The sequence below is a fragment of the Rhodococcus sp. T2V genome (genome assembly GCF_029269925.1).
GTDB classification, from domain to species: domain Bacteria; phylum Actinomycetota; class Actinomycetes; order Mycobacteriales; family Mycobacteriaceae; genus Rhodococcus_F; species Rhodococcus_F koreensis.
Genome location: NZ_JARJBD010000001.1, coordinates 114754 through 138497, shown reverse-complemented (window position 1 = coordinate 138497; position 23744 = coordinate 114754). Strand labels below are relative to the sequence as shown.

Here is a 23744-nt window from a genome sequence, read left to right as displayed (position 1 = left end):
GGCATTCGATGAATCATCAGCGCATCGTGCGGACGGTCTGCTTCGTCACGGTCGGCTACGTCATCGTCCTCGCCGTCTGGCTGGGATGGTTGATCCAGCACACCCCGCCGGCCACCATCCCGTACCAGATCATGGGATTGGTTGCGGCCTTCGGCTCGGCGCTGGGATTCGGGATGATGGCGGCCGGGCGGCCCAGCCGCGCCGACCGCAAACTCGAACGGCACGGACTCGAGGGCTGGGCCCGCATCGAGCACGTCACCCCGCTTCGCCGCACCCCGGACGACGGAGAGCTCACCGAACTGGACCTCCGGCTGACCGTGCCGGGATCGGAGAGTTACGCCGGACGGGTGGTGTACGAGGTGCGGCGGGAGAATGCGACGCGCTTCGTGCCCGGCGAGACGATCACCATCCTGGTGGACCCGGAGGACCGGGACCACATCATGCTCTGCCCGTGATCCGGCGACGCCCGAGCGCGAGCATCCCCTCGACGAGCAGCAGCTGGGCTGCCGCGTAGCTGGCGAGGATCGCTCCTTCGGCCGCGGCCCTCCCCCGTTCTCCGCGGATGAGCAAGCGCCGCACCACGATCAGGCCGTCGGAGGCGGTGAACAGCATCCCGCCCACGCCGAGCCAGCTGCGCCGGTCGGTTCCCGGCACGGCCACATTCGCGAACACGTCGGCGCCGGGCGCGAGGGACGGGTCGGCCGAGAGTGTCGACGTGGTGCCGAGCAGCGCACCGTACGCGGTCAGCGGTGCGGCGACCTCCTTCGCCCGTCCGCGGAGAAGTACCGCCGCGCCTGCCCACGCCGCGAGCCGGGGCAGCAATGCGGGCACGGTGGGCCGGGCGCCGCGGCGCAGCAGCAGCGCGGAGTAGCCGACCTGCATGACGGCGAACGAGGACGCGCCGCGCACGAGACGGGCGTCGTCGTCGGGGTCGATCATGAAGACGTCCCCCACGGTCGCGGCGGTGAGACCGGCGAGGAGGAGCGCGACGTCGGCGGGGTCGGTGTCCGTACGCCGCCGCAGCACCCGGGCGGCGAGCGCGGGCGCGATCAGTGGTTTCGCCACGCGCTGCAACCGTTCCCGCCCGGTGACGGCTCCGACCACGGTGGCCAGCGTCGCACCGGCGAATACCGCGTGCTCGACACCCCAGTTGTTCTTCGACTTCACGTCTTCCTCCCACGCTTTCGGATGTGCCGAGGTTACCGGTCCGAACAGTGGTTGACTGGAGAGTGGATGCCACGGAGAATCCGCGATTGTGAGGCACAGGTGATGGCAAAACAGGCGCGCGCGGCGGCCACCCGCCATCAAGTATTAGAGGGTGCGGCACTGAGCTTCGAGAAGCTCGGGTACGGCGGCGCGAGCCTGAGCGGCATCCTCTCCTACGCCGACGTGACGAAGGGCGCCTTGTACTTTCACTTCGAGTCCAAGGAGGCGCTGGCCTGGGCGGTGATCAAGGAGCAGCACGCGATGGCGATGCTGGCGGCGCAGCGCGTGCTCGCGACGGCGCAGTCACCGATGGAGGCGATCCTGTTGTGCGCCAAGGAGATGGCGCGCCAGCTGCTGACCGAGCCGATCGTGCGGGCGGGTGTGCGCCTGACCCTGGAACTCGGGACGTCGCGCGGCCCGGCCACCGATCCCTACATCGACTGGACCGACACCCTCGTCGCACTCGCGGGCAAGGCACGGGAGGCCGGGGAACTGCGCGCGACAGTCGATCCCGCGGCGCTGGCCCGTTTCCTGGTCAGTTCGTTCACGGGTATGCAGTTGGTGTCCGAGGCGCTGAGCGGGCGTGCCGACCTGTACGAGCGGCTGGCCGACATGTGGGGCCTGCTGTTGCCCTCGATCGCATCGCCGGACATGCTGCCGCGCCTGCTCGAACTCGCGGCACTGCGCGACGACGTCGCGTCCTGACTCAGACGCCGGTGTGGGCGGGTTCCTCGGGACCGTCCGGCGCCGGTTGCGGCAGGTCGAGCGGATGCGACTGCGTCGGCGCCGGTTGGACGACGGCGATGCGTGCGCCGTCCGGAATGGCATCGACGGAACAGATCGTTCCGAAGACGCCGAGCCCGCCGAACAACGCCAGCAGGCCGTAGGCCAGGAACGTCGATGTCCGCTCGACAGCTGATCGTGGTTCGCCCTCCAATGCCATCGTGGTGCGCCGCGCGTACGCGGCCCTTCGCTCTCGGGGATTTCGGCTGAGTTCCACCATGTGGCCCTTCTTCGCATGATCGGTCGGTGCGGATGGTGTCGGGTCGACGCTTACGAGTCTGTCGTGGCGGCGGCCGGGTGTCGCTGCCCCCAGGGATGGAATGCACTCCACCCAGGGTTCGACTGCCCCGCCCGGAACCCCGGGACGTGGGCGGTTATGATCCGGACCACACCATGTGTACGCACAGAGAAAATCTTGCCCGCTATGCGTACGTTGTGAGCATCGCACCGAGCAGGAAGGCCTCATGACGACCACCGAGGAACCGACCCGCAGCGAAGACGCGCAGACGCGTCCCCCTCGCTTCGAACGACCGCCGTGGCCGCCCGCCGGCCCCCGCCGCCTGCTCCGCGACCTCGGCGGCGCCTACGCCGCCAACGGGCTGATCGGGCTGATCTTCTCCGCGACCGGTCCCGTGGCCGTGATCCTGGCCGCCGGTTCCGCGGGCGGGCTGCCGCCCGGGCAGTTGGCGTCGTGGATCTTCGGCGTCTTCTTCCTCAACGGCATCCTCACCGCCCTCGCCAGCTGGCTGTACCGTCAACCGCTCGCGTTCTTCTGGACGATCCCCGGCACGATCATCGTCGGCGGCTCACTCACCCACCTGTCGTGGCCCGAGGTGCTCGGAGCGTTCCTCGTGACCGGGCTCCTGATCCTCGCCCTCGGCCTGACCGGACGGGTGCGCCAGGTCATGGCGATGCTCCCGATGCCGATCGTCATGGCCATGGTCGCCGGCGTCTTCCTGAAATTCGGGACCGACCTCGTTCACGCCGTGGGAACCGATGCGGCCGTGGCCGTTCCGATGGTCGCCTCCTTCGTCCTCCTCGCGTCCCGCGCCGCGCTCGGCCGGTGGATGCCCCCGATTCTCGGCGCACTGCTCGTCGGGGCGGCCGCGGTCACGGTCACGGGCCGCTTCCAGCCCACCGGCACGGGCACACCGTGGATTGCGGCGCCGATGTTCCAGGCTCCGCAGTTCACCTGGCAGGCGATCGCCGAACTGGTCATCCCGCTGGCGATCACGGTCATCGTCGTGCAGAACGGTCAGGGGGCGGCCGTGCTGACATCCGCCGGACACAAGCCGCCGATGAATGTCGGCACCGTCCTGTGCGGGGTCTGGTCCCTCGCCACCTCCGCCGTCGGAGCCGTGTCGACGTGCCTGACGGGGCCGACCAACGCCCTGCTGGTGGCGTCGGGGCAGCGCACCCGGCAGTACACGGCGGCCGTCGTCTGCGGACTGCTCGCCGTGGTCGTCGGCCTGTTCGCCCCGCTGTTCGTTCAGCTCATGCTGGCCACCCCTGCCGCGTTCGTCGCGACGCTCGGCGGTCTGGCGATGCTCCGGGCACTTCAGGGGTCGTTCGTCGCCGCGTTCGGCTCCCGATACACGCTGGGCGCGCTCGTCACGTTTCTGGTGACCGTCTCGAGCGTGCAGTTCCTCAACATCGGGGCGGCCTTCTGGGGACTGGTCGCCGGACTGCTCGTGTCCCGGGTGATGGAATCGGGCGATTTCCGTAAGGAATGACCGGTCACCGCCCCCGCCGCCACCACCGCCTACCGGCGCGGGGCGGGTCCGGTTCCGATTGCGGGTGCGCTGCCTGTTGCGGCTTCCGCACGTACTGCTTCTGCCGCCGCCACGTTGCGACGACCTCGTCCGCGTCGACCGGGCTCACCGGGATCCGCGGGCCGGACGGCGCCCGCAACCACTCGACGATCTGCAGGTTGAGCTGCGCCACCACGTCCCGCACCGCCTGCTCGGACGGCATTCCCCGGATCGTGTCGGGCAGCCGCTCGATCTCCTTGCGCAGCTGCAGCGGCGTGGGGAGCAACGAGTCGGTGGGCAGATTCTCGCGCCGGAGGTAGTTCTTCACCCACCACAGTTCGTCGTCGACGTCGCCCGCCGGAATCGGCTTGCCCGCGCCGGGGAGATCGTCGAAGTCGCCGCGCTCCTGAGCCAGCCGGATCTGCTTGTCGATCCAGCTCTCGAAGCTCACCCCGGGAGGTTTGCGCTCGGTCACACACGCCATTCTTCCAGGACCCGCTTCAGCCCGCCTCGGACTCGACTCCGGTGTAGAACGCGGTCGTGCGATCGCCCGCCGCGGTCGCCGCGACTTCCGGAGTGCCGAACGCGATGCTCGCGTCCCGCCACTTCGCGCTGCTCGCCGTGATGAACTCCTTGCCCTCTTCGCTCGCCGACCAGGCCTCGCTCTCCTTCGGGTCCATCGACTCCCCAGACCCCAGGTACAGGAACAGACCCAGTACCCCGAGTTCCCACCCGACACCGGTCGCCCCGGGCCCGTATTCGTCCCAGAACTTGTCGTCGACGTGCGCCGTGTGCCGAAGCTCGAAGCGGGTGCCCCCGCCCGGGTCCGCGGTGACGGACACGTCGATCCAGCTGACGTCGCCGCCGTACTCCCAGGTCGCGGTGAATCCGTTCGGCGGATCACACGTGAGGATCTCGCCGCCGGCGTTCCCTTCGAGCTGGTAGCGACCGTTCAGCCGCAGATCGCCCGTCACCGGCATGAACCACCGCGGGATTCGCTCGGCGTCGGTGCAGGCCTCCCACACCTCCTCCACGGTGGCGTCGTAGGTGCGGCCGATGGTCACGATGCGGGCCTCGCCCGCCTCGAGCGTCCGACTGCCCACCGAGCGGCGCACCGCGTTGATCTGTTCCGTCACATCGATCATCGATCGCTCCCTTGCTTCGGGTCTTTGCCGTCCTCGCCGGACAGTCGCTGCTCGCGTCGCCCCCGCGCGATCTCTGTGGCCAGTGCGTCGAGTCGCGGCGTCCAGAAACGCCGGAACTGGCCGAGCCACATGTCGATATCGCGAAGCGGTTCGGTCTGCACCGCATACAGCCGTCGCGGACCGTCGCTCCGGACAGTGGCGAAACCGTTCTCCCGCAGAACCTTCAGATGCTGAGACACCGCGGGTTGCGAGATGCCGAACTCGGCACGGATGACGTCGCTGACCGCACCGGACGTCTTCTCGTCGTCCGCGATCAGCTCGAGGATCCGGCGACGGACCGGATCGCCGAGTACGTCGAAGGCGTGCATGCCGACCATATTTCAGCCTTCGCTTATATAAGTCAAGACGCAAATGATCGGCGACCACTTGCCAAGGTGCCTCGCTCCTTTTACTGTGACACCACGTCTCAGTTAAATGGACTAATGGACTGACGGCGCAGGTTCCGTATCCACCCAGGAAAGCGACCATGACAGCGACCACCCCCGAGCACGCCGCAGCACCCGAGAGCAGCGGCGACGAGCGGCACCTGCGCGTCGTCGTGGTCGGGGCCGGACCGTCCGGGATCGCCGCCGCCAAGCTCGAACGCGCGGGCATCACGGACTTCGTCGTCCCGGAGAAGTCCGATCGCGTCGGCGGCGTGTGGCGCGAGAACACCTACCCCGGGTGCGGTGTCGACATTCCTGCGCCGGTGCACTCGTTCTCGTTCAACCCCAACCCGGGATGGCGTGACCTGCGCGGCGGGCCCCATCACCGAACCCAGCACCCCGCCGTGCCCCGGATCGACGATTTCGGCAGCGACATCTTCCACTCGGCCCGCTGGAACCACGACGTCGACCTCACCACAGGAAACTTCGCCGCATGGCCGTGGTCCACCGGGCCCCTGCGCCGCCGCCTCGCCCGTCTCGACCTCGAGAACTACGCCGTCCGGCCGTACCGGACACAGCCGTCCCCCTCCCCCCACCCGTCAGGAAAGTCACGATGATCGAGATCCATCACACTACCGTCGCCGGCGCACCGGTCACGGGCGCGTTCGACTACGTCGACGACTATCGCCACGTCCCGTCCTGGATGTTCGGGATCACGAAGTTCGACCCGATCGGCGAACAGGACCGGGGGCTCGGCGCCGTCTACGACGCCGCGATGAAGATCGGCCCCAAGACCCTCGGTTCCGTCGTGAAGGTCACCGGATGGGAACACAATTCGCTGATCGAGCTCGAATCGATCGACGGCCTGTACACCCACTCGCGGTGGCAGTTCGACGCCGCCGGCGAGACCGAGACCCGCCTGACGGTCGATTTCCGCTACGACCTGCCCGGCGGGCTCGCGGGCAAGGCGCTCGGCAGGATCATCGAGCCCTTCGTTGCGCAGGCGATCCGCCACACCGATGCCACGCTGCGGCGTCAGGTGGAGGAAGTCGCGCGCCGGTCGGCCTGACCCCCCGGTCCACGCGCCGGCCGTTCACCGTCGTGTGACGGGTGGAACAGCCGGCGTCCGTGTACATAGTTAGTTAGCCTATGTAATATGTTTTCCATGGACGACGACACGCGGCTGCAGAGCCTGCTCGTCGACCTGGTCACGAATTCTCACCGATTCACCAGGCTCGCGAGCTCCTTCGGATCCGAGGACCATCCCCGGCCGTGGACCCGTGCCCTCGCCCTGCTCGACGACCACGGCGAGCTCCGCATCAGCGAGTTCGCCCGCATCGACCGCTGCTCGCAACCGTCCGCGACCGCCCTGCTCCAGAAGCTCGCCGATCGCGGATACGTGGCCCGCCGGCCCGATCCGGACGACGCCCGGGCAGTCCGGGTGTCCATCACAGATCCCGGACGCGACTGGCTGACCGTGGCCCGCAACGAGATCGCGGGCGCCCTCGCCCCGCACTTCGCGGACCTCGAACCCGAGCAGCTCGAACGACTGACGCAGGGCCTGTCGGAACTGCGTTCGATCGTCAAGTCGTCGGCCCGCGCCTGACGACCCATCCAACCCGAAACACATCGAAGGAGGTGGCCGTGAGCACCACGACCGCAACCGTCACGAACAGCAGCGAGGCGCCACCGAGCCTCCTCCACCAGCCGAAGTCGGTGTGGGCCGTCGCCTTCGCCAGCGTCATCGCGTTCATGGGCATCGGGCTCGTCGACCCCATCCTGAAGCCGATCGGCGAACAGTTGGACGCGACCCCGTCCCAGGTGTCGCTGCTGTTCACCAGCTACATGCTGGTCACCGGTGTCGCGATGCTGGTCACCGGTGTGGTGTCGAGCCGGATCGGCGCCAAGAAGACCCTCCTGACCGGTCTCGCCGTCATCGTCGTGTTCGCGGCGCTGGCCGGAAGCTCCGGCACCATCGCCCAGATCGTCGGCTTCCGCGCCGGATGGGGACTGGGCAACGCCCTGTTCATCGCGACCGCACTCGCCGCCATCGTCGGCGCGGCCAGCGGCGGCGTCGCGCGCGCCATCATCCTCTACGAGGCCGCACTGGGCATCGGCATCGCCGTCGGCCCGCTGGTCGGCGGTGTCCTCGGCAACATCAGCTGGCGCGCACCGTTCTTCGGCGTCGCAGCCCTGATGGCCGTCGCATTCATCCTGATCGTCGTGATGCTGCCGTCCGCCCCCAAGCCGGAGCACCGCACGTCGATCGCCGCGCCGTTCCTCGCCCTGCGCCACCGCGGCCTGCTCACCGTCGCGATCACCGCGCTGCTCTACAACTACGGCTTCTTCACACTGCTCGCGTACACGCCGTTCCCGCTGGACATGGGCACGTACTCGATCGGATTCATCTTCTTCGGATGGGGCCTCGCGCTGGCGGTCGCGTCGGTGTTCCTCGCCCCGCGCCTGCAGCGGCGCTTCGGCACGCTGCCGATGATGATGGTGGCACTCGCGCTGTTCGCCCTCGACCTCGCCATGATGGCCGCATTCACCGAGAACAAGACCGTGCTCATCGTCGGCGTCGTCCTCGCCGGGCTGTTCCTCGGTGTCAACAACACCCTCATCACCGAGACCGTGATGATCTCCGCCCCCGTCGAGCGGTCGACGGCGTCCGCGGCCTACAGCTTCGTCCGCTTCGTCGGCGGGGCCGCGGCACCGTGGGTCGCGGGCAAGCTCGGTGAGAGCAACATCCACCTGCCGTTCTGGGTCGGCGCGGTGTGCACCGCCGCCGCGATCCTCGTCCTCGCGACCGGCCGCAAGGTCCTCGCCCACGTCGACGAGCACGATCCCGAACCGCACAGCGTCGACGAGGCACTGGCCGTCACGGCCGGCGACGCCGACTGACTCCCCGACGTGAGTGGCGAAGTGTGCCCCGGCACGCTTCGCCACTCACCTGTATCAGAGGTTCAGGTCGGGAAGACCGAGGAGCGAACGGTACTCGAGACCCTCGGCCGCGATCACCTCGCCGGCCCCGGTCGCCCGGTCGACGACGGTCGCGACACCCACGACGATCGCCCCGACGTCGCGCAGCGCCTTCACCGCGGTGAGCGGCGAGTTGCCCGTCGTGGTGGTGTCCTCGACGACGAGGACACGCTTGCCGACGACGTCCGGTCCCTCGATCTGCCGCTGCATCCCGTGCGCCTTCGCGGCCTTGCGCACCACGAACGAGTCGATCGGCCTGCCCGGGGCGTGCATCACGGCCATCGCCACCGGGTCGGCGCCCATCGTCAGCCCGCCGACGGCGTCGAAATCCCAGTCCGCCACCAGTTCACGCAGCAACTTCCCGATCAGCGGGCCCGCCTCGTGATGCAGCGTGGCGCGGCGAAGGTCCACGTAGTAGTCGGCTTCCTTGCCCGAAGACAACGTCACCTTGCCGTGCACAACAGCCAGCTCGCGCACCAACGCGGCCAGATCCTCACGATCACTCATGCCAGAAACCCTACCCACCTCTACGTCCGGGCACGCCCCCGGCCGAACACGTTGGCCAGCCGCCGGACCAGACTCTTCGGGACGAGACGTCCGGCGGTCGTCAGCACCTTGTACTGGAGGCCGGGAATGCTCACGACCTTGCCGGCCTCGAGATCCGCCAGCGACGCGGCGACGACCTGGTCGACACTCAGCCACATCGCATTCGGAATCGAACTCATCTCGATGCCCGCGCGCTCGTGGAACTCGGTGCGGATGAATCCTGGGCACAGCGCCTGGATCCGCACACCCGTGCCGCCCAGCCCGTTCGCCAATCCCTCGGAGAACGAGATCACGTACGCCTTGCTCGCCGAATAGGTCGACCCCCGTCCGGACAGCAGTCCCGCGACGCTCGCCACGTTGATGACGGTGCCGTTCGCCGCCGCGATCATGCCGGGCAACGCCGCGCGGGTCAGCTGCATGACGGCGGTGACGTTCACGTCCAGTTGGGACTGCAACAGCTCCGGCGTCGCGGTCCAGAATTCGCCCGACGTGCCGAATCCGGCGTTGTTGACCAGTACTTCGACACCCTTCCCGAGGCGTTGCGCCACCTCCTCGCGCCCCGACGCCGTCGCCAGATCGGCCTGCAGGATCTCGGACTCGGTGTCGAACAGCGCCTTCATCTCGTCGGCGAGGGCGTGCAGGCGGGTGTCGTCACGGGCGACGAGCACGAGGTCGTAACCGAGGGACGCGAACTTCCTCGCGAAACCGGCACCGAGCCCCGACGTCGGGCCGGTGACGAGGGCAACGGGTCGGGCTGAGCTGGGGGGCGTCGACATACCGGTGACGGTAGCAAGGCGCTGCGCGCCTGTGCGCGGTTAACGAGTCCGGAGACTCGCTTCGCACTCACGAGCGCGGAGCGCCCGGCGGAGGTGAGGGACGCGGCGGTGTGGCCGGGCGCGCTTCCGGGGTCGGACGTCCCTGGGATGCGGAACGCTCCTGGGATGCGGGACGTCCCTGCTGCGTCGGACGTCCCTGCGGTGCGGGACGCTTCTCCGGCGCGGGACGTCCCTGCAGTGCGGGACGTCCCTGCGGAGCGGGACGTCCCTGCGGAGCGGGGCGTTTCTCCGGTGCCGGGCGCGCTTCGACGGGGGCGCCGTCACGCAGCCGCGGCCTGCTGGGGTCGTGATGGCCACGGTCGAGTCCGCTCGGCTCGGTCACCGGGGGCAGGACGTGCAGGATGCCGGACAGCCGGGCGACGGCCTCGATGGCCGAATCCCATTCCCGCCCGCTGCTGCCGATGGGCAGCGAACCGAGGGTCCACTCCCCCTCGCTCCACAGCATGTTCACGTGCGCCGGCACCGACTCGGTGAACGCCACCATCCGCTGATCGCAGACCCTGCGGGCGATCTCGAGATCGGTGGCGAACACGACGCGCGGTCCGATGGCGCCGAGGAGGTCGAGGTCCGAATCCTTCGGCGGCGGGGTCGACTTGAGGCGGAGGTCGATGTCGACGTCCGAACCCACCCGGCGGCGCACCGCGACGATGGTCGCGGTCTCCTCGAGGTCGAACAGGATGAACGACTCGCCGCGGCGTTCGCCCTTCACCACGTCGATGGCGCTGAGGTACTCCTGCTTGGCCAGCGCGGCCCGATGGAACTGGGCGGGCAGCCGCTCTTCGACGTTGTCGTACGTGTAGCCCTGGGCCTTGGCCCAGATCTGCCGCACACGACCCGTCTGATCACGACGCGAGCGATCGAAATAGAGCAACGCGCACGCGCCTGCGAGTGCGATCAACGCCAGTAAGAACCACATTCCGGTCATCGTTGATCAGCCTAGCGAGTCGAGGGCGTAACGAGGGTAGGCGGTACCGGGACACCCCGTGTCGGTTTTGCCCGAACCGGCCCGACGGCCGTGTCCGCCGACACGGGTGAACTCAGTTGCCACCGAGCTTGGGCAGCTCGGTGCTGATGATCGTCTCGGCCATCATCGTGCCGTTCTCGACTTTCGTCCCCTGCACCATGACGGTGAATCCGGGTTTCAGATCGGCGACCGTGGTGCCGTCGAGTGCGATCACGTGGGTCTGCGCGTTGGTCTGGACCGTCAGCTTCGAACCACCGAGGGCGTCGAGCGTGAGCGTGGAACCGTCGTTGGTGCTGATCGTTCCGAACGCGGCACCCGCAGCCCCGATGGCCTCGCCGATTCCGCCAGGAAGTTGATCGAGCGGCGACTCGGTGGTGGTCGACGGCGGCGTGGTCGTCTTCGGCGGCGCGGTGGTGGCCGGCGGGCGGGACGTGGTGGGGCCCGCCGCGGTGGTACTCGAAGAGTTGTTCGGCGCCGTCGTGAAGAGGGCGACACCGAAGCCGATGACCGCGATCAGCAACAACGCGGCGGCCGCGGCCGCGATCCACGTGCCGATCCGGCGAGGCTTCTTCTCCTCGGTGGCCTCCGCGACCGGCGCCTGGTACTGCGATCCCGGGTACTGGGCGTTCGGATACTGCCCCGTCGGATACCCGCCCTGGTACTGCTGGGCCTCGTACGGCGGATACGCCTGTGTGGCGTTCGGCGGCGGAGCCTGCTGGTCGAACCGCGGGTCGTAGGTCGGGTACGCCTGCGTCGGATTGGGCTGGTTCTGCCCGTACGCCGCGGTCGGGTCGGAGGTGTAGAACTGCTCGGTCGGTCCGCCGGCGGACCCCAGGTACTCGGTGCGGTGGCCCTGGTCCGACGAGCCGAAGTGCTCGGTCGGCTGGTCCTGCCGCGACCATGCCTGCGTCGGGTCCTCGTCCCGAGCCCGCGACGCGGAATCGTCGGTGGTCCACGACTCCGTGCCGTCGTACGCGCGTTCCTGCGGGGTGCGCGGATCGTCGGGGTTCGTCATGATCGGCCCCTCCCTCGGGTTCGTGTGGCCGGTGTCCTGCGGTTACGGACGGTCCAGGGTAATGGCGAAACTTAAGACGGCCCTGTGAAAACACAGGTGAGTGGCACGGCGTGCGGGAGCCCACCGTGCCACTCACGTGGGGGATCAACCGAGGACGAGCGCGTCCCCGGTCTCGGACACCTTCACGGGGACGGTGTCCCCGTCCTTGACGTCGCCGGCGAGCAGCAGCTTCGCGAGCTGGTCGCCGATCGCCTGCTGGATCAGCCGGCGCAGCGGCCTGGCCCCGTACATGGGGTCGTAGCCGCGGACGGCCAGCCAGAAGCGGGCCGAGTCGGACACGTCCAGCGTCAGCCGCCGCGCCGCGAGCCGGCGCGACAGCTGCTCGAGCTGGATGTCGACGATCGACTCGAGCTGCTCCTCGGTGAGCGGTTCGAAGATCACGACGTCGTCGAGCCGGTTGATGAACTCCGGCTTGAACGCGTGCCGCACCGCATCCATCACCTGCTCCCGGGATCCGCCCGCACCGAGGTTGGACGTGAGGATCAGGATGGTGTTGCGGAAGTCGACCGTCCGCCCCTGACCGTCCGTCAGCCGGCCTTCGTCGAGGACGGCGAGCAGGATGTCGAAGACGTCGGGGTGCGCCTTCTCCACCTCGTCGAACAGCACCACCGTGTACGGACGCCGTCGCACGGCCTCGGTGAGCTGCCCGCCCGCCTCGTACCCGACGTAGCCGGGCGGCGCGCCGACGAGCCGGGCCACCGAATGCTTCTCGCTGTACTCGGACATGTCGATGCGGACCATGGCGCGTTCGTCGTCGAACAGGAAATCCGCGAGGGACTTCGCGAGCTCCGTCTTACCGACGCCGGTGGGTCCGAGGAACAGGAACGATCCGGTGGGCCGGTTGGGGTCGGCGACTCCGGCGCGGGCGCGGCGGACGGCGTCCGACACGGCGACGACGGCCTCTTCCTGGCCGACGACCCGCTTGCCGAGTTCGGATTCCATCCGCAGCAGCTTGGCGGTCTCGCCCTCCATCATGCGGCCGGCGGGGATGCCGGTCCATGCCGCGACCACGTCGGCGACGTCGTCGGGACCGACTTCCTCCTTGAGCATGACGTCACCGTCGGCGGCGGCACCGGACTCGCGAGCGGCCTGCTCGAGTTCCTTCTCGAGCTGCGGGATCCGCCCGTAGCGCAGTTCCGCGGCCCGGCCGAGGTCGCCGTCGCGTTCGGCGCGCTCTTCCTCACCGCGCAGCGTCTCGAGCTGCACCTTGACTCCGCGCACGGAGTCGATGGCCTGCTTCTCGTTCTGCCAGCGGGTGGTCAGCTGATTGAGCTTCTCCCGTTCGTCGGCCAGTTCCTGACGCAGCTTCTCGAGCCGGTCCTTCGACGCCGCGTCGGATTCCTTCTGCAGCGCCATCTCCTCGATCTCGAGGCGGCGGACGATGCGTTCGACGGTGTCGATCTCCTCGGGTCGCGAGTCGATCTCCATCCGCAGCCGGGACGCGGCCTCGTCCACGAGGTCGATCGCCTTGTCCGGCAGGAACCGGGACGTGATGTAGCGGTCGCTGAGCGTGGCGGCCGCGACGAGCGCGGAGTCGGTGATGCGCACACCGTGGTGCACCTCGTACCGCTCCTTGAGTCCGCGCAGGATGCCGACGGTGTCCTCGACGGACGGTTCGCCCACCAGCACCTGCTGGAAGCGGCGTTCGAGGGCGGCATCCTTCTCGATGTATTTGCGGTACTCCTCGAGGGTGGTCGCGCCGACGAGCCGCAGCTCACCGCGGGCGAGCATCGGCTTGATCATGTTGCCGGCGTCCATCGCCGACTCACCGGTGGCACCCGCACCCACGATCGTGTGGAGTTCGTCGATGAACGTGATGACCTGACCGGCCGAGTTCTTGATGTCGTCGAGCACGGCCTTGAGCCGCTCCTCGAATTCGCCGCGGTACTTGGCTCCGGCGACCATCGATCCGAGGTCGAGGGAGATCACCGACTTGCCCCGCAGCGATTCGGGGACGTCGCCCTGCACGATGCGCTGGGCCAGCCCCTCGACGATGGCGGTCTTGCCGACCCCGGGTTCACCGATCAGCACCGGGTTGTTCTTGGTGCGGCGGCTGAGGACCTGCACGACGCGGCGGATCTCGTTGTCGCGGCCGATCACCGGGTCGAGCTTGCCGTTGCGGGCGGCGGCCGTGAGGTCGGTGGAGTACTTCTCGAGCGCCTGGTACGTCCCCTCGGGGTCGGGGCTGGTGACGCGCGCGCTGCCGCGGACGGTGGTGAACGCGTCGCGCAGCGCCTCGGGGGTGGCGCCGTGCCGGCTGAGCAGCCCGGCCACGTCGGACTCACCCGATGCGAGTCCGACCATCAGGTGTTCCGTCGACACGTACTCGTCGTCGAGTTCGGTGGCGAGGCGCTGCGCTGCGGTGAGGGCGGCGAGGGCCTCCCGGCCGAGTTGCGGTGTGGTGGTGGCGCCCGTCGTCTTGGGCAGCCGGTCGACGAGATTCTGCGCTTCGCGGTGGACCGCGGCAGGGTCGACGCCGACCGCCTTCAGCAGCGGGGCGGCGATGCCGTCGGTCTGGTCGAGCAGGGCCACGAGCAGATGCGCGGGCCTGATGTCGGGATTACCGGCCGACGACGCCGACTGGAGCGCAGCGGTCATCGCGGCCTGGGTCTTGGTGGTCGGATTGAACGAGTCCACTGGTCACCTCTTCTGGCGTTGTAGAGCGGTTCGCCGCCGGGGGCCGGGTGGCACGTGGCGACGCTGTCATCTTCTTAACGCGCGAAGAGTTGAGTCTGTTCCGCTCAACTTTGAATTTTTTCTGACCACCCCATCATCTCGCCCCGCGACACTCCGCGGGGCGGGAAATCACGCCCCGATCGCGGCCGCCATCATCGGCCAGGACGCGGAGAGGTCGTCACGCCAGTACCCCCACGAGTGCGTGCCCACCGGACGGAGGTCGACCGTGGCGGGAATGTCGAGGGCCCGAAGTTTCTCCGCGAGCCGCATCGTGCAGTCGTTCGTGACGGCCTCGATGACACCGCCGACCACGACCTGCGTCGCGAGCGCGCGGCGGTCGCCGCCGACGGTCCGGGCATCCAGGGTGTCGTACGGTCCCGGCAGGCCGCTGCCGTTGGAGATGTAGAGGGTGGTGCCCCGGAGTTTCTCGGCGTTGACGTACGGATCGTTCGCGGCCCACAGCGGATCGTCGGGCGCACCCCACATGTTCTCCGGGTTGCCGCCGAAGTCCGCGACCGTGATCTCGACGAATCGGCGGGCCACCGGGTCGCTCGTCATCGCGCACCCGCTGTACGCCCCGACGCTCCGATACAGCCCGGGCTTCGAGATCGCGAGGTTGAGCACGCTGGTGGCCGACATGGACAACCCGGCGATCGCGTTCTTGCCGGTCGTGTCGAGCGCCGAGTCGACGATGGGCGGCAGTTCCTTCGTCAGGAACGTCTGCCACTTGTTCCGCCCGAGTTCGGGATCGTCCTTCTGCCAGTCGGCGTAGTAACTGGACTGCCCACCGAACGGGATGACGACGTTGACGTCCTTGTCGGAGAAGAACTTCTCGACGTCCGCCTTCTGCTCCCAGCCGAACTGTTCGGAGTTCCCCTCGACGCCGCCGAGCATGTAGACGGTGGGACGCTTCTCGGACGCAGCCCGGATGACCCGGACGGTGACGTCCTTGTCCATGGCGGTCGAGTGGACGGTGAAGTTCATCTGCGATTCGCCGACCGGGGCGACCTCGACCAACCGCGAACCGTCGGGCGCCTCGTCGGCCGTGATCGATTCGACCGTCGCCCGGGGTTCCGCGGAGGCGATCGTTCCCGCGCTCGACGCCATCAGGGCGCCGACCGCCAGCACGACGGCACCCGTGCGACGGACCGAGCCGGCGCTGCGTATCCCGACGCGAAACCGATCCCGATCCCGCGCAACGCCAACTCTCATGGAGCCCCCTCGGTAACCCGGTCCGATTCTCGATGCACATCGTGCCCTGCCGGTGGTCACGGCTCGATAGCGACCCGCCGAAACGCCGGGGTCGGCGGCCGAACCGGCCGGTGCCGTAACCCGAGGTCCGGTGCCGAGGACGGCTAGAATGCGGGTGTTCGACATCAGCAGGCACGGAGGCAGGGGACGGCTTGACACGAGATTGCCTCGACCCGCTCGTGATTTCGCGTCTGCGCGCCAGCTTTTCGTCGATCGTGTCCACCGAACACGGTCACCACCGGCTCACCACCACGTTCTACGCCACCCTGTTCGCCGAACACCCCGAATTCCGCGCGCTCTTCCCGGCTGCACTGGATCAGCAGAGTCATCGCCTGTTCCAGGCTCTGCAGTTCGTCATCGACAACCTCGAGGACGTAGACCGGGTCCTCGGTTTCCTCGGGCAGCTCGGCCGCGACCACCGCAAGTACGGCGTCGAGGGCAGGCACTACTTCGCGGCGGGCCATGCGCTGCTGGTCGCCGTGCAGAGCTCCTTCACCCAGGCCATCTGGACGCCGTCGCTGACCGCGGCCTGGACGGAACTGCTCGACCTCCTCCTGAACACGATGGCCGACGCCGCGGACAACGACGACCTGCCCGCCGCCTGGGGCGCCACCGTCGTCGATCACGAGCGCCGCCTCGAGGACCTCGCGATCGTCCGTCTCGAGACCGACTCCCCCATCCCCTACGGGGCGGGCCAGTACCTCAGCGTCCAGATCCCGCAGCGGCCCCGGATGTGGCGGTACCTGTCGGCGGCCATCCCCGCCAACCCGTACGGCCAGCTCGAATTCCACGTCCGCCGCGTGTCGGGCGGATGGGTCAGTCCGGCCATCGTGAACGAGACGCAGGTCGGCGACCGCTGGCTGCTCAGCTCGCCGCTCGGCGGGCTGGAGGTGGACCGCGAGAGCGGGCAGGACGTCCTGATGATCGGTTCGGGGACGGGCATCGCACCGCTGCGCGCCCAGGTGATGGACATGGCGATGCGGTCGAACAACCCGCGCGTCCACATGTTCGTGGGCGGCAAGTATCCGTGCGATCTGTACGACATCGAGACCCTGTGGCACCTGTCGCTGAGCAATCCGTGGCTCACCGTGGTTCCCGTCTCCGAGGAGGACGAGGACCCGTGGTGGCACACGATTCCCGCCCCCGAGGCGCCGCCGGGGTTGCATCAGCGACTCCAGGGCCAGCTCGGCCGGGTGGTCGCGCAATTCGGTTCGTGGGCGGACCGGCAGATCCAGATCTCCGGGTCGCCGGCGATGATCAAGACCACCGTGTACGCCCTGCAGGCCGGGGGCACCCCGCCCGAGCTGATCCGCCACGACCCCCTGATCTAGCCCCTTGCCCATCCGCCATCCGGTTCGACCGTCGGGAGAGCATCACGCCATGCAAGCCACGCAGACCACCTGGACCAGCACCGTCGTCGAACATCACCGACTGCGGCACGACCTCGCCGTCGTCCGCCTCGTCGGCGACTACGTCCCGTTCGCGCCGGGACAGTACGTGGACGTGAGCGTGCCCCAGAACCCGCGGCTGCTGCGCAGACTCTCCCCCGCGCTTCCGCCGTCGCTGGACGGCAAACTCGAATTCCACGTCCGCACGGTGCCGGGCGGCTGGGTCAGCGGCGACATCGTCACGGGGACGTCGCCGGGCGACCAGTGGCAGATTCTCGAACCGCGCGGCACGATGTCCGTCGACGAGGACGGACCGGACGTCATCATGATCGCCGGCGGCACCGGCCTGGCACCGTTCCGGTCGATCCTGCTGGACCTGTCCCGCAGGCCGAACCCGCCGCGGGTGTTCCTGTTCACGGGCGATCGGACGCCGCGCGATCTCTACGCGTCCGACATGCTGTACCTGCTGCTGCAGAATCTGCCGTGGCTCACCGTCATTCCGGTGGTGGAGAACGTGGTCGATCCTGATTGGACCGACGAGTGGTACGAGCGCACCAGAGTGGATGTGGGGTTCACCGAGGACGACCTCATCGAGGGCTCGCTGCCCGACGTCGTCACGTCCTACGGCGCGTTCACCGAGCACCAGGTACTGGTGTGCGGTTCGGCGGCGATGGTCCGCGCCACCCTCGACCGTCTCCGTGACACCGGGACACCCACCGAGAACATTCAGTTCGACCCGTACTGAGCGGGCCGATCAGTAGGACGGGTCGTGCCGGATGTTCTCCGGCGGCGTGCCTGCCGCATGCAGCCGGAACTTGGTGGTGTTGATCATGGCCTCGGAGCCGACGAGCTGGATGTCTCGCTCGGCCCACGTCCCGAAATCGGCGACGACCTGCCCGACCTTGCCGGTCAGCCTGCGGTGCATGCCGGGTATCGCGACACTGCTCGGGCCCGTGTACCACCACGGGTCCTGATCCTCCTCGGTGACCGGGACGACGGTCAGCCACGGATTCTGCTCCGCGAGCGCCCACAGGGTGCCCAGGTCGTAGAGGTCGCAGGGGTACCGGCCGGCGAAGAAGAGGTGGACGCGCCGGTCCTGGCCGCGCTGCGACATCTGGAGGATCTGTGCGCGCAGCGGGGCGATGCCGGTCCCCGATCCGATCATCAAGATGTCGCGACCGTTGTCGTAGCGGATTCCGAGGTCGCCGAGCGGGGACCCGACCACCCACCGCTCGCCCACGAGTGTCTGGGTGACGACGGCGGGGCTCACCCAGCCGCCCGACACGCGGCGGACGTGGAACTCGATGATGCCCTGGTCGTTGGCGGGGTTCGCCGGCGACAGGTACCGCCACATCCGGGGCCGCGAGGGCACCTGCACACTCACGAACTGGCCTGCGGTGTACGTCATCGGCTCGTCGAGCTGCAGTCGGATGATCGAGACGTCCTTGCGGACCTGCAGGTGCTCGATGACGGTCGCGCCCCACGCCGGCGGGCCGCTCTCGGCGTTGGCCGCGTCCATCATGGTGGCGGCGACGACCGCGAGGACGTCGCGCCACGCCTGCTCGAGTTCGTCGGTCCACGGCTCGGTCGAGGGGAATTGCTCGACGGCGGCGATCAGGGAGTTGCCGACGGCAACGTAGTGCGCGTCCTCGATGCCGTACTTGCGGTGGTCCCGGCCGAGCTGGGCGAGATAGGCGAGGATCTGCCCGGAGTCCTCCTCGAGCCGCTCGATCACGTACTGGACGGCGGCGATCAGCCGGTCGCGTTGCTCGTCCATGGCGGCGGGGAAGAAGTCACGGGCTTCGGGATACCGGGCGAACAGCAGGGCATAGAAGGACCGCGACAGAGTCTGGGGCCCGTCCGGCACTGCCGCGATAGCCTTGAAACTCGACCGGACCAGCGATATTGCCTGTGAATCCACCGCGCATCCTCGTCACCGACTGAACGCGGCCCCGCCGCGAAGTACTTGGGCAGACTATAGGCGCGGGCGCCACGCCGCAGACCAGGTACCTTGTTTCTCGCCCCGGTCGTGCTATCCGACCGCTCGGTCTGCACTTTCCCAGTACCGGGAGCGCAGCGCCTTCTTGTCCAGTTTGCCCAGCGGGGTCAGGGGCAGGGTGTCGACGAAATCGATCGACTTGGGGGCGTGCACCGGTCCCTTCGCGGCCCGCACCCGTTCGACGAGTTCGGCGGCCTCCACCGTCTGTCCTGCCCGCAGCACCACGCACGCCTTGACGGCCTCACCCCACTTGGCGTCCGGAACGCCGACCACCGCGACCGAGCCAACGGCGGGGTGCGCCGAGATGACGTCCTCGATCTCGCGGGGGAACACGTTGAATCCGCCGGTGACGATCATGTCCTTCTTGCGGTCGACGATTGTCATGAAACCGTCTTTGTCCTTGCGCGCAATGTCGCCCGTGTGCAGCCATCCGCCGCGGAACGCCTCGGCGGTCTCGTCGGGTTTGTTCCAGTACCCCTTCATGACGAGGGGGCCGCGGACGCAGATCTCGCCGAGTTCACCCTGCGGGACCTCGTTGAGGTCGTCGTCGAGCAGCGCCACGTTCAGCCAGGGCACGGGGCGTCCGCACGTCGCGAGGCGACTCGGGTCGTCCGGCAGGTGCTCCTCCTTCCGCAGCACCGCGATCGTCATTCCGCATTCGGTCTGCCCGTAGAACTGGAAGAAGATCTGGCCGAACTTCTCGATGCCCTCCTTCAGCCGGGCAGGCGACATCGCCGACGCGCCGTAGAACAGCGTCTGCAGGCTGGATACGTCCCGCTTCGGCAGGTCGGGATGGTCCATCAGCAGGTAGATCATGGTGGGGACGAGCATCGTCGCGGAGATCTTGTGCTTCTCGATCGCCTCGAGGACGGCGCCGGGTTCGAACGCGGGCAGCACGATCAGCGCGCCGCCGCGCAGCAGGGTGGGAATGAAGAAGGCGGCGCCCGCGTGCGACAGCGGCGTGCAGATGAGGAAACGCGGCTCGTCGGGCCACTGCCATTCGGCCATCTGGATCTGATTGAGTGTCGCGCCGGACTGGTAGGAGCCGACGACGCCCTTCGGCTTGCCGGTCGTGCCGCCGGTGTAGACCATGCTGCTGTTGTCGTCGGCGGCCACGTCCGCCCCCCGCAGGCGTTGCGGGGTGAACGTCTCGGCGAGCGCCAGGATGTCGGTGCCCACCTCGGACGGTCCCAACGACAACACGTTCTCGATCGACGGCGACTGCGCCACCAGTTCGGCGGCGCGCCCCTCGAAGGCGGTGGGATCGAAGATGAGGGTCTGGATCCCGGCGTCGCCGACGATGTAGAGGTGGTCGTCGAGCGAGCCCATCGGGTTCAGGGCGCTGGCGCGGCATCCGGAGATCATGGTGGCGCCCATGCTGATGAGCACTTCGGGCCGGTTCTTGGACAGCATGGCGGTGCTCGTCCCCTTGCCGATCCCGAGCGAAGCCAGTGCCTGCGCAAAGCAACTGATCTGATCGCGCATCTCACCGCCGGTGAGAACGACGTCGCCGAGGTAGAGCGCCGGCTTGTCGGAATTTCGGTCCAGCGCAGTGATGAGGAGGTCTGCAGCGAAGGCGGGTCGATGCAGATCTGCGAACTCGTCGGTCATCTGTGATCCTTCTACTCCCGCGAGGCCGGGGTGCGTCGTCCGGCGGCCTGGATTTTCTGTGTCCTGGGTCACCGACACCCTAACCGGAAACCGGCAAAACTGAAACCTGTTCCACCCTCCTTGCGGCGGCCGCCACGACCGAACACGCACTGGGCCTGCTCGCGCAGGCGCTGACGTCGGTGCCCGGCCGCGTGCCTCCGCCCGTCGCGTAAATCTCCGGGAGCCGGGTAATCGTCCGCGAGGGCACCGCCACACCCGAGGAGGATTCCGTGCCGAAGACCACCGAGAGCGGCAAGCCGAAGAAGAGCGAACTCCCGGAGACCCTGAAGAAGTCGTCCGACAAGGCGCAGCGCACGTTCGCCAAGGTCTACGACTCCGCGATGGACCAGTACGGGGACGAGGAACGAGCGCATCGCGTCGCGTTCGACGCCCTCAAACACAGCTACGAGAAGGTCGGCGACCACTGGGAGGCCAAGGCCGAGAAGGGCCCCTCCGACGAACGCGCGGAGAGCGGCGGCCCGAACCCGTCCGGCGAGACCGCCGAGGGCGTCGACGCCAACGCGAGCAAGGAGCACCTGATGCACCTCGCGCAGCGACTCGACATTCACGGCCGCTCGACCATGACCAAGGACGAACTCGTCGAGGCCCTCGTGAAGGCGAACCGGAGAGCGCGATGAAAGCCGTTACCTGGCAGGGCAGACGGAAGGTCAGCGTCGACACCGTGCCCGACCCGGTGATCGAACAGAAGACGGACGCGATCGTCGAGATCACCACCACCAACATCTGCGGTTCCGACCTGCACCTGTACGAGGTGCTCGGCGCGTTCATGAGCGAGGGCGACATCCTCGGGCACGAGCCGATGGGCATCGTCCGCGAGGTCGGGTCCGAGGTCACGGACGTGAAGGTCGGTGACCGGGTGGTCATTCCGTTCCAGATATCTTGCGGCCGTTGCCACATGTGCGACCGGAAACTGTTCACCCAGTGCGAGGTCACGCAGATCCGGGACGAGGGCATGGGTGCGGCACTGTTCGGGTACTCGAAGCTGTACGGGAGCGTCCCCGGCGGTCAGGCCGAGTATCTCCGGGTGCCGCACGTGAAGAACACCCACATCAAGGTCCCGGAGGGCCCACCGGATTCGCGGTTCGTGTACCTGTCCGACGTGCTGCCGACGGCATGGCAGGCCGTCGAATACGCCAACGTGCCCGAGGGCGGCTCCGTCGTCGTTCTGGGGCTGGGACCGATCGGTGACATGGCGGCACGCATCGCCGCGCACAAGGGTTTTCGTGTCATCGGCGTGGACCTCGTGCCCGAGCGTCTCGCCCGCGCGAAGGCGCGGCAGATCGAGACGATCGACCTGAACGACGCCGGTGGCGAACTCGGCGGCGTGATCCGGGACATGACCCACGGCCGCGGTCCCGATTCCGTCATCGACGCCGTCGGCATGGAGGCGCACGGCTCCCCCACCGCGAAACTCCTGCAGCAGGTCACCTCGTTCCTTCCCGACGCCGTCGCCAGCCGGCTGATGTCGACAGCGGGAATCGACCGCCTGCACGCCCTGTACTCGGCGATCGACATCGTGCGGCGCGGCGGCACCATCTCGCTCAGCGGGGTGTACGGCGGGATGGCCGACCCGATCCCGATGCTCACGTTGTTCGACAAGCAGATTCAGCTGCACATGGGGCAGGCCAACGTCAAGCGGTGGGTCCCGGAGATCCTGCCGCTGCTCACCGACGCCGACCCCCTGGGTGTGGACACGTTCGCCACTCACGAACTGCCCCTGGACCACGCACCGCACGCATACGAGATCTTCCAGAAGAAGCAGGACGGCGCGGTGAAGATCCTCCTGAACGTAACCCCGAAGTCCGCCGCCGTCAGTGAATTCGCCGAGGGCCGCCACCCGCAGTGAACTCGGCGGGCGTCATCGTCAGGGATCCGGGACCGTCACCACCACCCGGGTGCCCGATCCGGGCGAGGACGTGACGTCGAAGGTGCCGCCGAGACTCTCCACCCGCACGATGTGCGACGCCAAACCGATGTGTCCCTGCGCCACCCGCTCCGGGACGACGGCGGGATCGAATCCGGTGCCGTCGTCGGCGACCGTCACCGTGGTCCGCCCGCCGGCGCGGGTGAGTGCGAGTTCGACCTTCGTGGCACCGGCATGTTTGGTGACGTTGGTGAGCAGTTCCCGCGCCACCCGGTAGAGCAGCTCCTGACAGTCGGGGTGACCGACGTCGTCGAGGCTCACCGACATCTCGATCTCACCGCGCCGGGAGAACAGGCCTGCGAGTTCCCGCAGCGCCGCGGTCAGGCCCAGCTGCGCGAGTACCTGCGGATGCAGGGTGGTGACGGTGGAGCGCAGTTGCGCCGCGGTCTCGCGGAGAGCGGATTCGGCAGCGTCGAGCTGCGCGTCCGGGTGCCGCTCCAGCGCCTCCTCCACGTCCAGCCGCGCCGCGAGGACATTCTGCAGGGGCCCGTCGTGGAGGTGCTCGGCGAGTTGCCGCCGCTCGCGTTCCTCGGCGCCCATCGACTCCGCGATCAGCTGCCTGCGCACATCCATCAGCGAGATGACCGTCGCGGAACGCCGCACCAGCACGTACGACAACGCCGTCGTCGCGGCCGCGAGCCACAACAGAAAACCGAAGTAGAGGTACACCTCGTCGGGGAAACCCACGAGGTCGTCGCGTTTCGAGTAGACGATCCACACCACCTGGTATCCGACGGCGGTGCAGACCCCTACGATCGCCGTCAGCCGCGGCCGGTACTGGAACGCCACCGAGATCGGCAGCAGGAAGAACACCGGCAGCAGCACCGACGTCGCGCCGCCCGACGCGATGCACAACGCCACCACCGCGGAGACGTCCGCGGCGGTGGACACCCAGCCCGCCCACGGTCCGACGTCCCGGACGAGGACGAAGATCAGCCAGCCGGCCGCGAGCAGCGCATATGCGATCAGCAGCCCCGCGAACACGTCGGGCTGCCAGTGCGTCACGCTGATCACCGGCCCGAGCAGCGCCATCAGCCCGATCAGCGGTAACCGGAGAATGGCGGTCACCCGGACCGCCTCGGTGGTGTAGCGACGGACTACGCGACTCTGCGACGTCTCGCGCAC

General features: G+C 68.4%; 25 protein-coding genes. 11 read left to right on the top strand and 14 right to left on the bottom strand.

Annotated elements, in window-relative coordinates; translation table 11 throughout:
* The first annotated feature begins 8 nt into the window (after positions 1 to 8).
* Entirely contained in the window at positions 9 to 455 is a 447-nt protein-coding gene (locus tag P3H15_RS00550) for a hypothetical protein (protein ID WP_072937374.1), read from the top strand.
* On the opposite strand, the gene P3H15_RS00545 is transcribed toward P3H15_RS00550, so the two are convergent.
* Positions 439 to 1167 (bottom strand): lysoplasmalogenase, encoded by a 729-nt coding sequence (locus P3H15_RS00545; RefSeq protein WP_276135470.1) that lies wholly within the window; start codon positions 1165 to 1167, stop codon positions 439 to 441. The two genes, P3H15_RS00550 and P3H15_RS00545, sit on opposite strands and share 17 nt — an antisense overlap.
* A gap of 102 nt (positions 1168 to 1269) precedes the next feature.
* Here P3H15_RS00545 and P3H15_RS00540 point away from each other — a divergent pair, with 102 nt between their 5' ends.
* The gene (locus P3H15_RS00540) at positions 1270 to 1911 is read left to right on the top strand and encodes a ScbR family autoregulator-binding transcription factor (RefSeq protein WP_276135469.1); all 642 of its coding nucleotides are present in this window, start codon (positions 1270 to 1272) and stop codon (positions 1909 to 1911) included.
* A gap of 1 nt (position 1912) precedes the next feature.
* Here the strand turns inward: P3H15_RS00540 and P3H15_RS00535 are convergent, their stop codons facing one another.
* Positions 1913 to 2209, bottom strand: coding sequence for a hypothetical protein (locus P3H15_RS00535; protein WP_276135468.1), 297 nt, complete (start codon positions 2207 to 2209; stop codon positions 1913 to 1915).
* Between the two features lie 244 nt (positions 2210 to 2453).
* Here P3H15_RS00535 and P3H15_RS00530 point away from each other — a divergent pair, with 244 nt between their 5' ends.
* Complete coding sequence (locus P3H15_RS00530; protein ID WP_276135467.1) at positions 2454 to 3722, top strand: benzoate/H(+) symporter BenE family transporter; 1269 nt, start codon at positions 2454 to 2456, stop codon at positions 3720 to 3722.
* A 4-nt stretch (positions 3723 to 3726) separates the two neighbouring features.
* On the opposite strand, the gene P3H15_RS00525 is transcribed toward P3H15_RS00530, so the two are convergent.
* Genes P3H15_RS00525 through P3H15_RS00515 form a run of 3 tightly spaced genes read right to left on the bottom strand, consistent with a single transcriptional unit; the run spans position 3727 to position 5253 of the window.
* The gene (locus P3H15_RS00525) at positions 3727 to 4224 is read right to left on the bottom strand and encodes a DUF1992 domain-containing protein (RefSeq protein WP_276135466.1); all 498 of its coding nucleotides are present in this window, start codon (positions 4222 to 4224) and stop codon (positions 3727 to 3729) included.
* Positions 4225 to 4240: 16 nt separating this feature from the next.
* Positions 4241 to 4885, bottom strand: a complete 645-nt coding sequence (locus tag P3H15_RS00520) for an SRPBCC family protein (RefSeq protein WP_276135465.1) — start codon at positions 4883 to 4885, stop codon at positions 4241 to 4243.
* On the bottom strand, positions 4882 to 5253 hold the full coding sequence (locus P3H15_RS00515) for a helix-turn-helix transcriptional regulator (protein ID WP_276135464.1): 372 nt from the start codon (positions 5251 to 5253) through the stop codon (positions 4882 to 4884). Before P3H15_RS00515 ends, P3H15_RS00520 begins: the two co-directional genes overlap by 4 nt.
* Before the next feature lie 158 nt (positions 5254 to 5411).
* On the opposite strand from P3H15_RS00515, the gene P3H15_RS00510 reads away from it, so the two are divergent.
* From P3H15_RS00510 to P3H15_RS00495, 4 genes are all read left to right on the top strand, one after another.
* Complete coding sequence (locus tag P3H15_RS00510) at positions 5412 to 5927, top strand: NAD(P)-binding protein (RefSeq protein ID WP_276135463.1); 516 nt, start codon at positions 5412 to 5414, stop codon at positions 5925 to 5927.
* Positions 5924 to 6379, top strand: coding sequence for an SRPBCC family protein (locus P3H15_RS00505; RefSeq protein WP_276135462.1), 456 nt, complete (start codon positions 5924 to 5926; stop codon positions 6377 to 6379). The genes P3H15_RS00510 and P3H15_RS00505 overlap by 4 nt, the downstream gene beginning before the upstream one ends.
* Before the next feature lie 96 nt (positions 6380 to 6475).
* Positions 6476 to 6916, top strand: coding sequence for a MarR family winged helix-turn-helix transcriptional regulator (locus P3H15_RS00500; protein ID WP_072937382.1), 441 nt, complete (start codon positions 6476 to 6478; stop codon positions 6914 to 6916).
* 32 nt (positions 6917 to 6948) lie between these two features.
* The gene (locus P3H15_RS00495) at positions 6949 to 8211 is read left to right on the top strand and encodes an MFS transporter (protein WP_276135461.1); all 1263 of its coding nucleotides are present in this window, start codon (positions 6949 to 6951) and stop codon (positions 8209 to 8211) included.
* 54 nt (positions 8212 to 8265) lie between these two features.
* On the opposite strand, the gene pyrE is transcribed toward P3H15_RS00495, so the two are convergent.
* The 6 genes from pyrE to P3H15_RS00465 form a co-directional block, all read right to left on the bottom strand.
* A complete protein-coding gene (gene pyrE, locus P3H15_RS00490) occupies positions 8266 to 8796 on the bottom strand; it encodes an orotate phosphoribosyltransferase (protein ID WP_072937384.1) in 531 nt (176 codons plus the stop codon).
* A gap of 20 nt (positions 8797 to 8816) precedes the next feature.
* A complete protein-coding gene (locus P3H15_RS00485; protein WP_276135460.1) occupies positions 8817 to 9611 on the bottom strand; it encodes an SDR family oxidoreductase in 795 nt (264 codons plus the stop codon).
* Between the two features lie 67 nt (positions 9612 to 9678).
* Positions 9679 to 10596, bottom strand: coding sequence for a hypothetical protein (locus tag P3H15_RS00480; RefSeq protein ID WP_346348736.1), 918 nt, complete (start codon positions 10594 to 10596; stop codon positions 9679 to 9681).
* A 112-nt stretch (positions 10597 to 10708) separates the two neighbouring features.
* Entirely contained in the window at positions 10709 to 11650 is a 942-nt protein-coding gene (locus P3H15_RS00475) for a DUF5666 domain-containing protein (RefSeq protein ID WP_276135459.1), read from the bottom strand.
* Positions 11651 to 11794: 144 nt separating this feature from the next.
* Entirely contained in the window at positions 11795 to 14347 is a 2553-nt protein-coding gene (gene clpB / locus P3H15_RS00470) for an ATP-dependent chaperone ClpB (protein WP_276135458.1), read from the bottom strand.
* Between the two features lie 168 nt (positions 14348 to 14515).
* Positions 14516 to 15598, bottom strand: a complete 1083-nt coding sequence (locus P3H15_RS00465) for an alpha/beta hydrolase family protein (protein ID WP_276135457.1) — start codon at positions 15596 to 15598, stop codon at positions 14516 to 14518.
* A 218-nt stretch (positions 15599 to 15816) separates the two neighbouring features.
* Here P3H15_RS00465 and P3H15_RS00460 point away from each other — a divergent pair, with 218 nt between their 5' ends.
* On the top strand, positions 15817 to 16968 hold the full coding sequence (locus tag P3H15_RS00460; RefSeq protein WP_276135755.1) for a globin domain-containing protein: 1152 nt from the start codon (positions 15817 to 15819) through the stop codon (positions 16966 to 16968).
* A gap of 49 nt (positions 16969 to 17017) precedes the next feature.
* Positions 17018 to 17770, top strand: coding sequence for an FAD-binding oxidoreductase (locus P3H15_RS00455; protein ID WP_072937390.1), 753 nt, complete (start codon positions 17018 to 17020; stop codon positions 17768 to 17770).
* 9 nt (positions 17771 to 17779) lie between these two features.
* Here P3H15_RS00455 and P3H15_RS00450 read toward each other — a convergent pair whose 3' ends face one another.
* Together P3H15_RS00450 and P3H15_RS00445 are read right to left on the bottom strand one after the other, a co-directional pair.
* On the bottom strand, positions 17780 to 18946 hold the full coding sequence (locus tag P3H15_RS00450) for an FAD-binding oxidoreductase (protein WP_276135456.1): 1167 nt from the start codon (positions 18944 to 18946) through the stop codon (positions 17780 to 17782).
* Positions 18947 to 19057: 111 nt separating this feature from the next.
* Positions 19058 to 20635, bottom strand: coding sequence for an AMP-binding protein (locus P3H15_RS00445; protein WP_276135455.1), 1578 nt, complete (start codon positions 20633 to 20635; stop codon positions 19058 to 19060).
* A gap of 269 nt (positions 20636 to 20904) precedes the next feature.
* Between P3H15_RS00445 and P3H15_RS00440 the strand changes: the two genes are divergently transcribed.
* Both P3H15_RS00440 and P3H15_RS00435 read left to right on the top strand, forming a co-directional pair.
* Entirely contained in the window at positions 20905 to 21312 is a 408-nt protein-coding gene (locus tag P3H15_RS00440; protein WP_276135454.1) for a ChaB family protein, read from the top strand.
* Positions 21309 to 22541, top strand: coding sequence for a zinc-dependent alcohol dehydrogenase (locus P3H15_RS00435; protein WP_276135453.1), 1233 nt, complete (start codon positions 21309 to 21311; stop codon positions 22539 to 22541). The genes P3H15_RS00440 and P3H15_RS00435 overlap by 4 nt, the downstream gene beginning before the upstream one ends.
* A gap of 18 nt (positions 22542 to 22559) precedes the next feature.
* Here P3H15_RS00435 and P3H15_RS00430 read toward each other — a convergent pair whose 3' ends face one another.
* Positions 22560 to 23744: a sensor histidine kinase gene (locus P3H15_RS00430; RefSeq protein WP_276135452.1), complete on the bottom strand. Its 1185-nt coding sequence runs from the start codon at positions 23742 to 23744 to the stop codon at positions 22560 to 22562.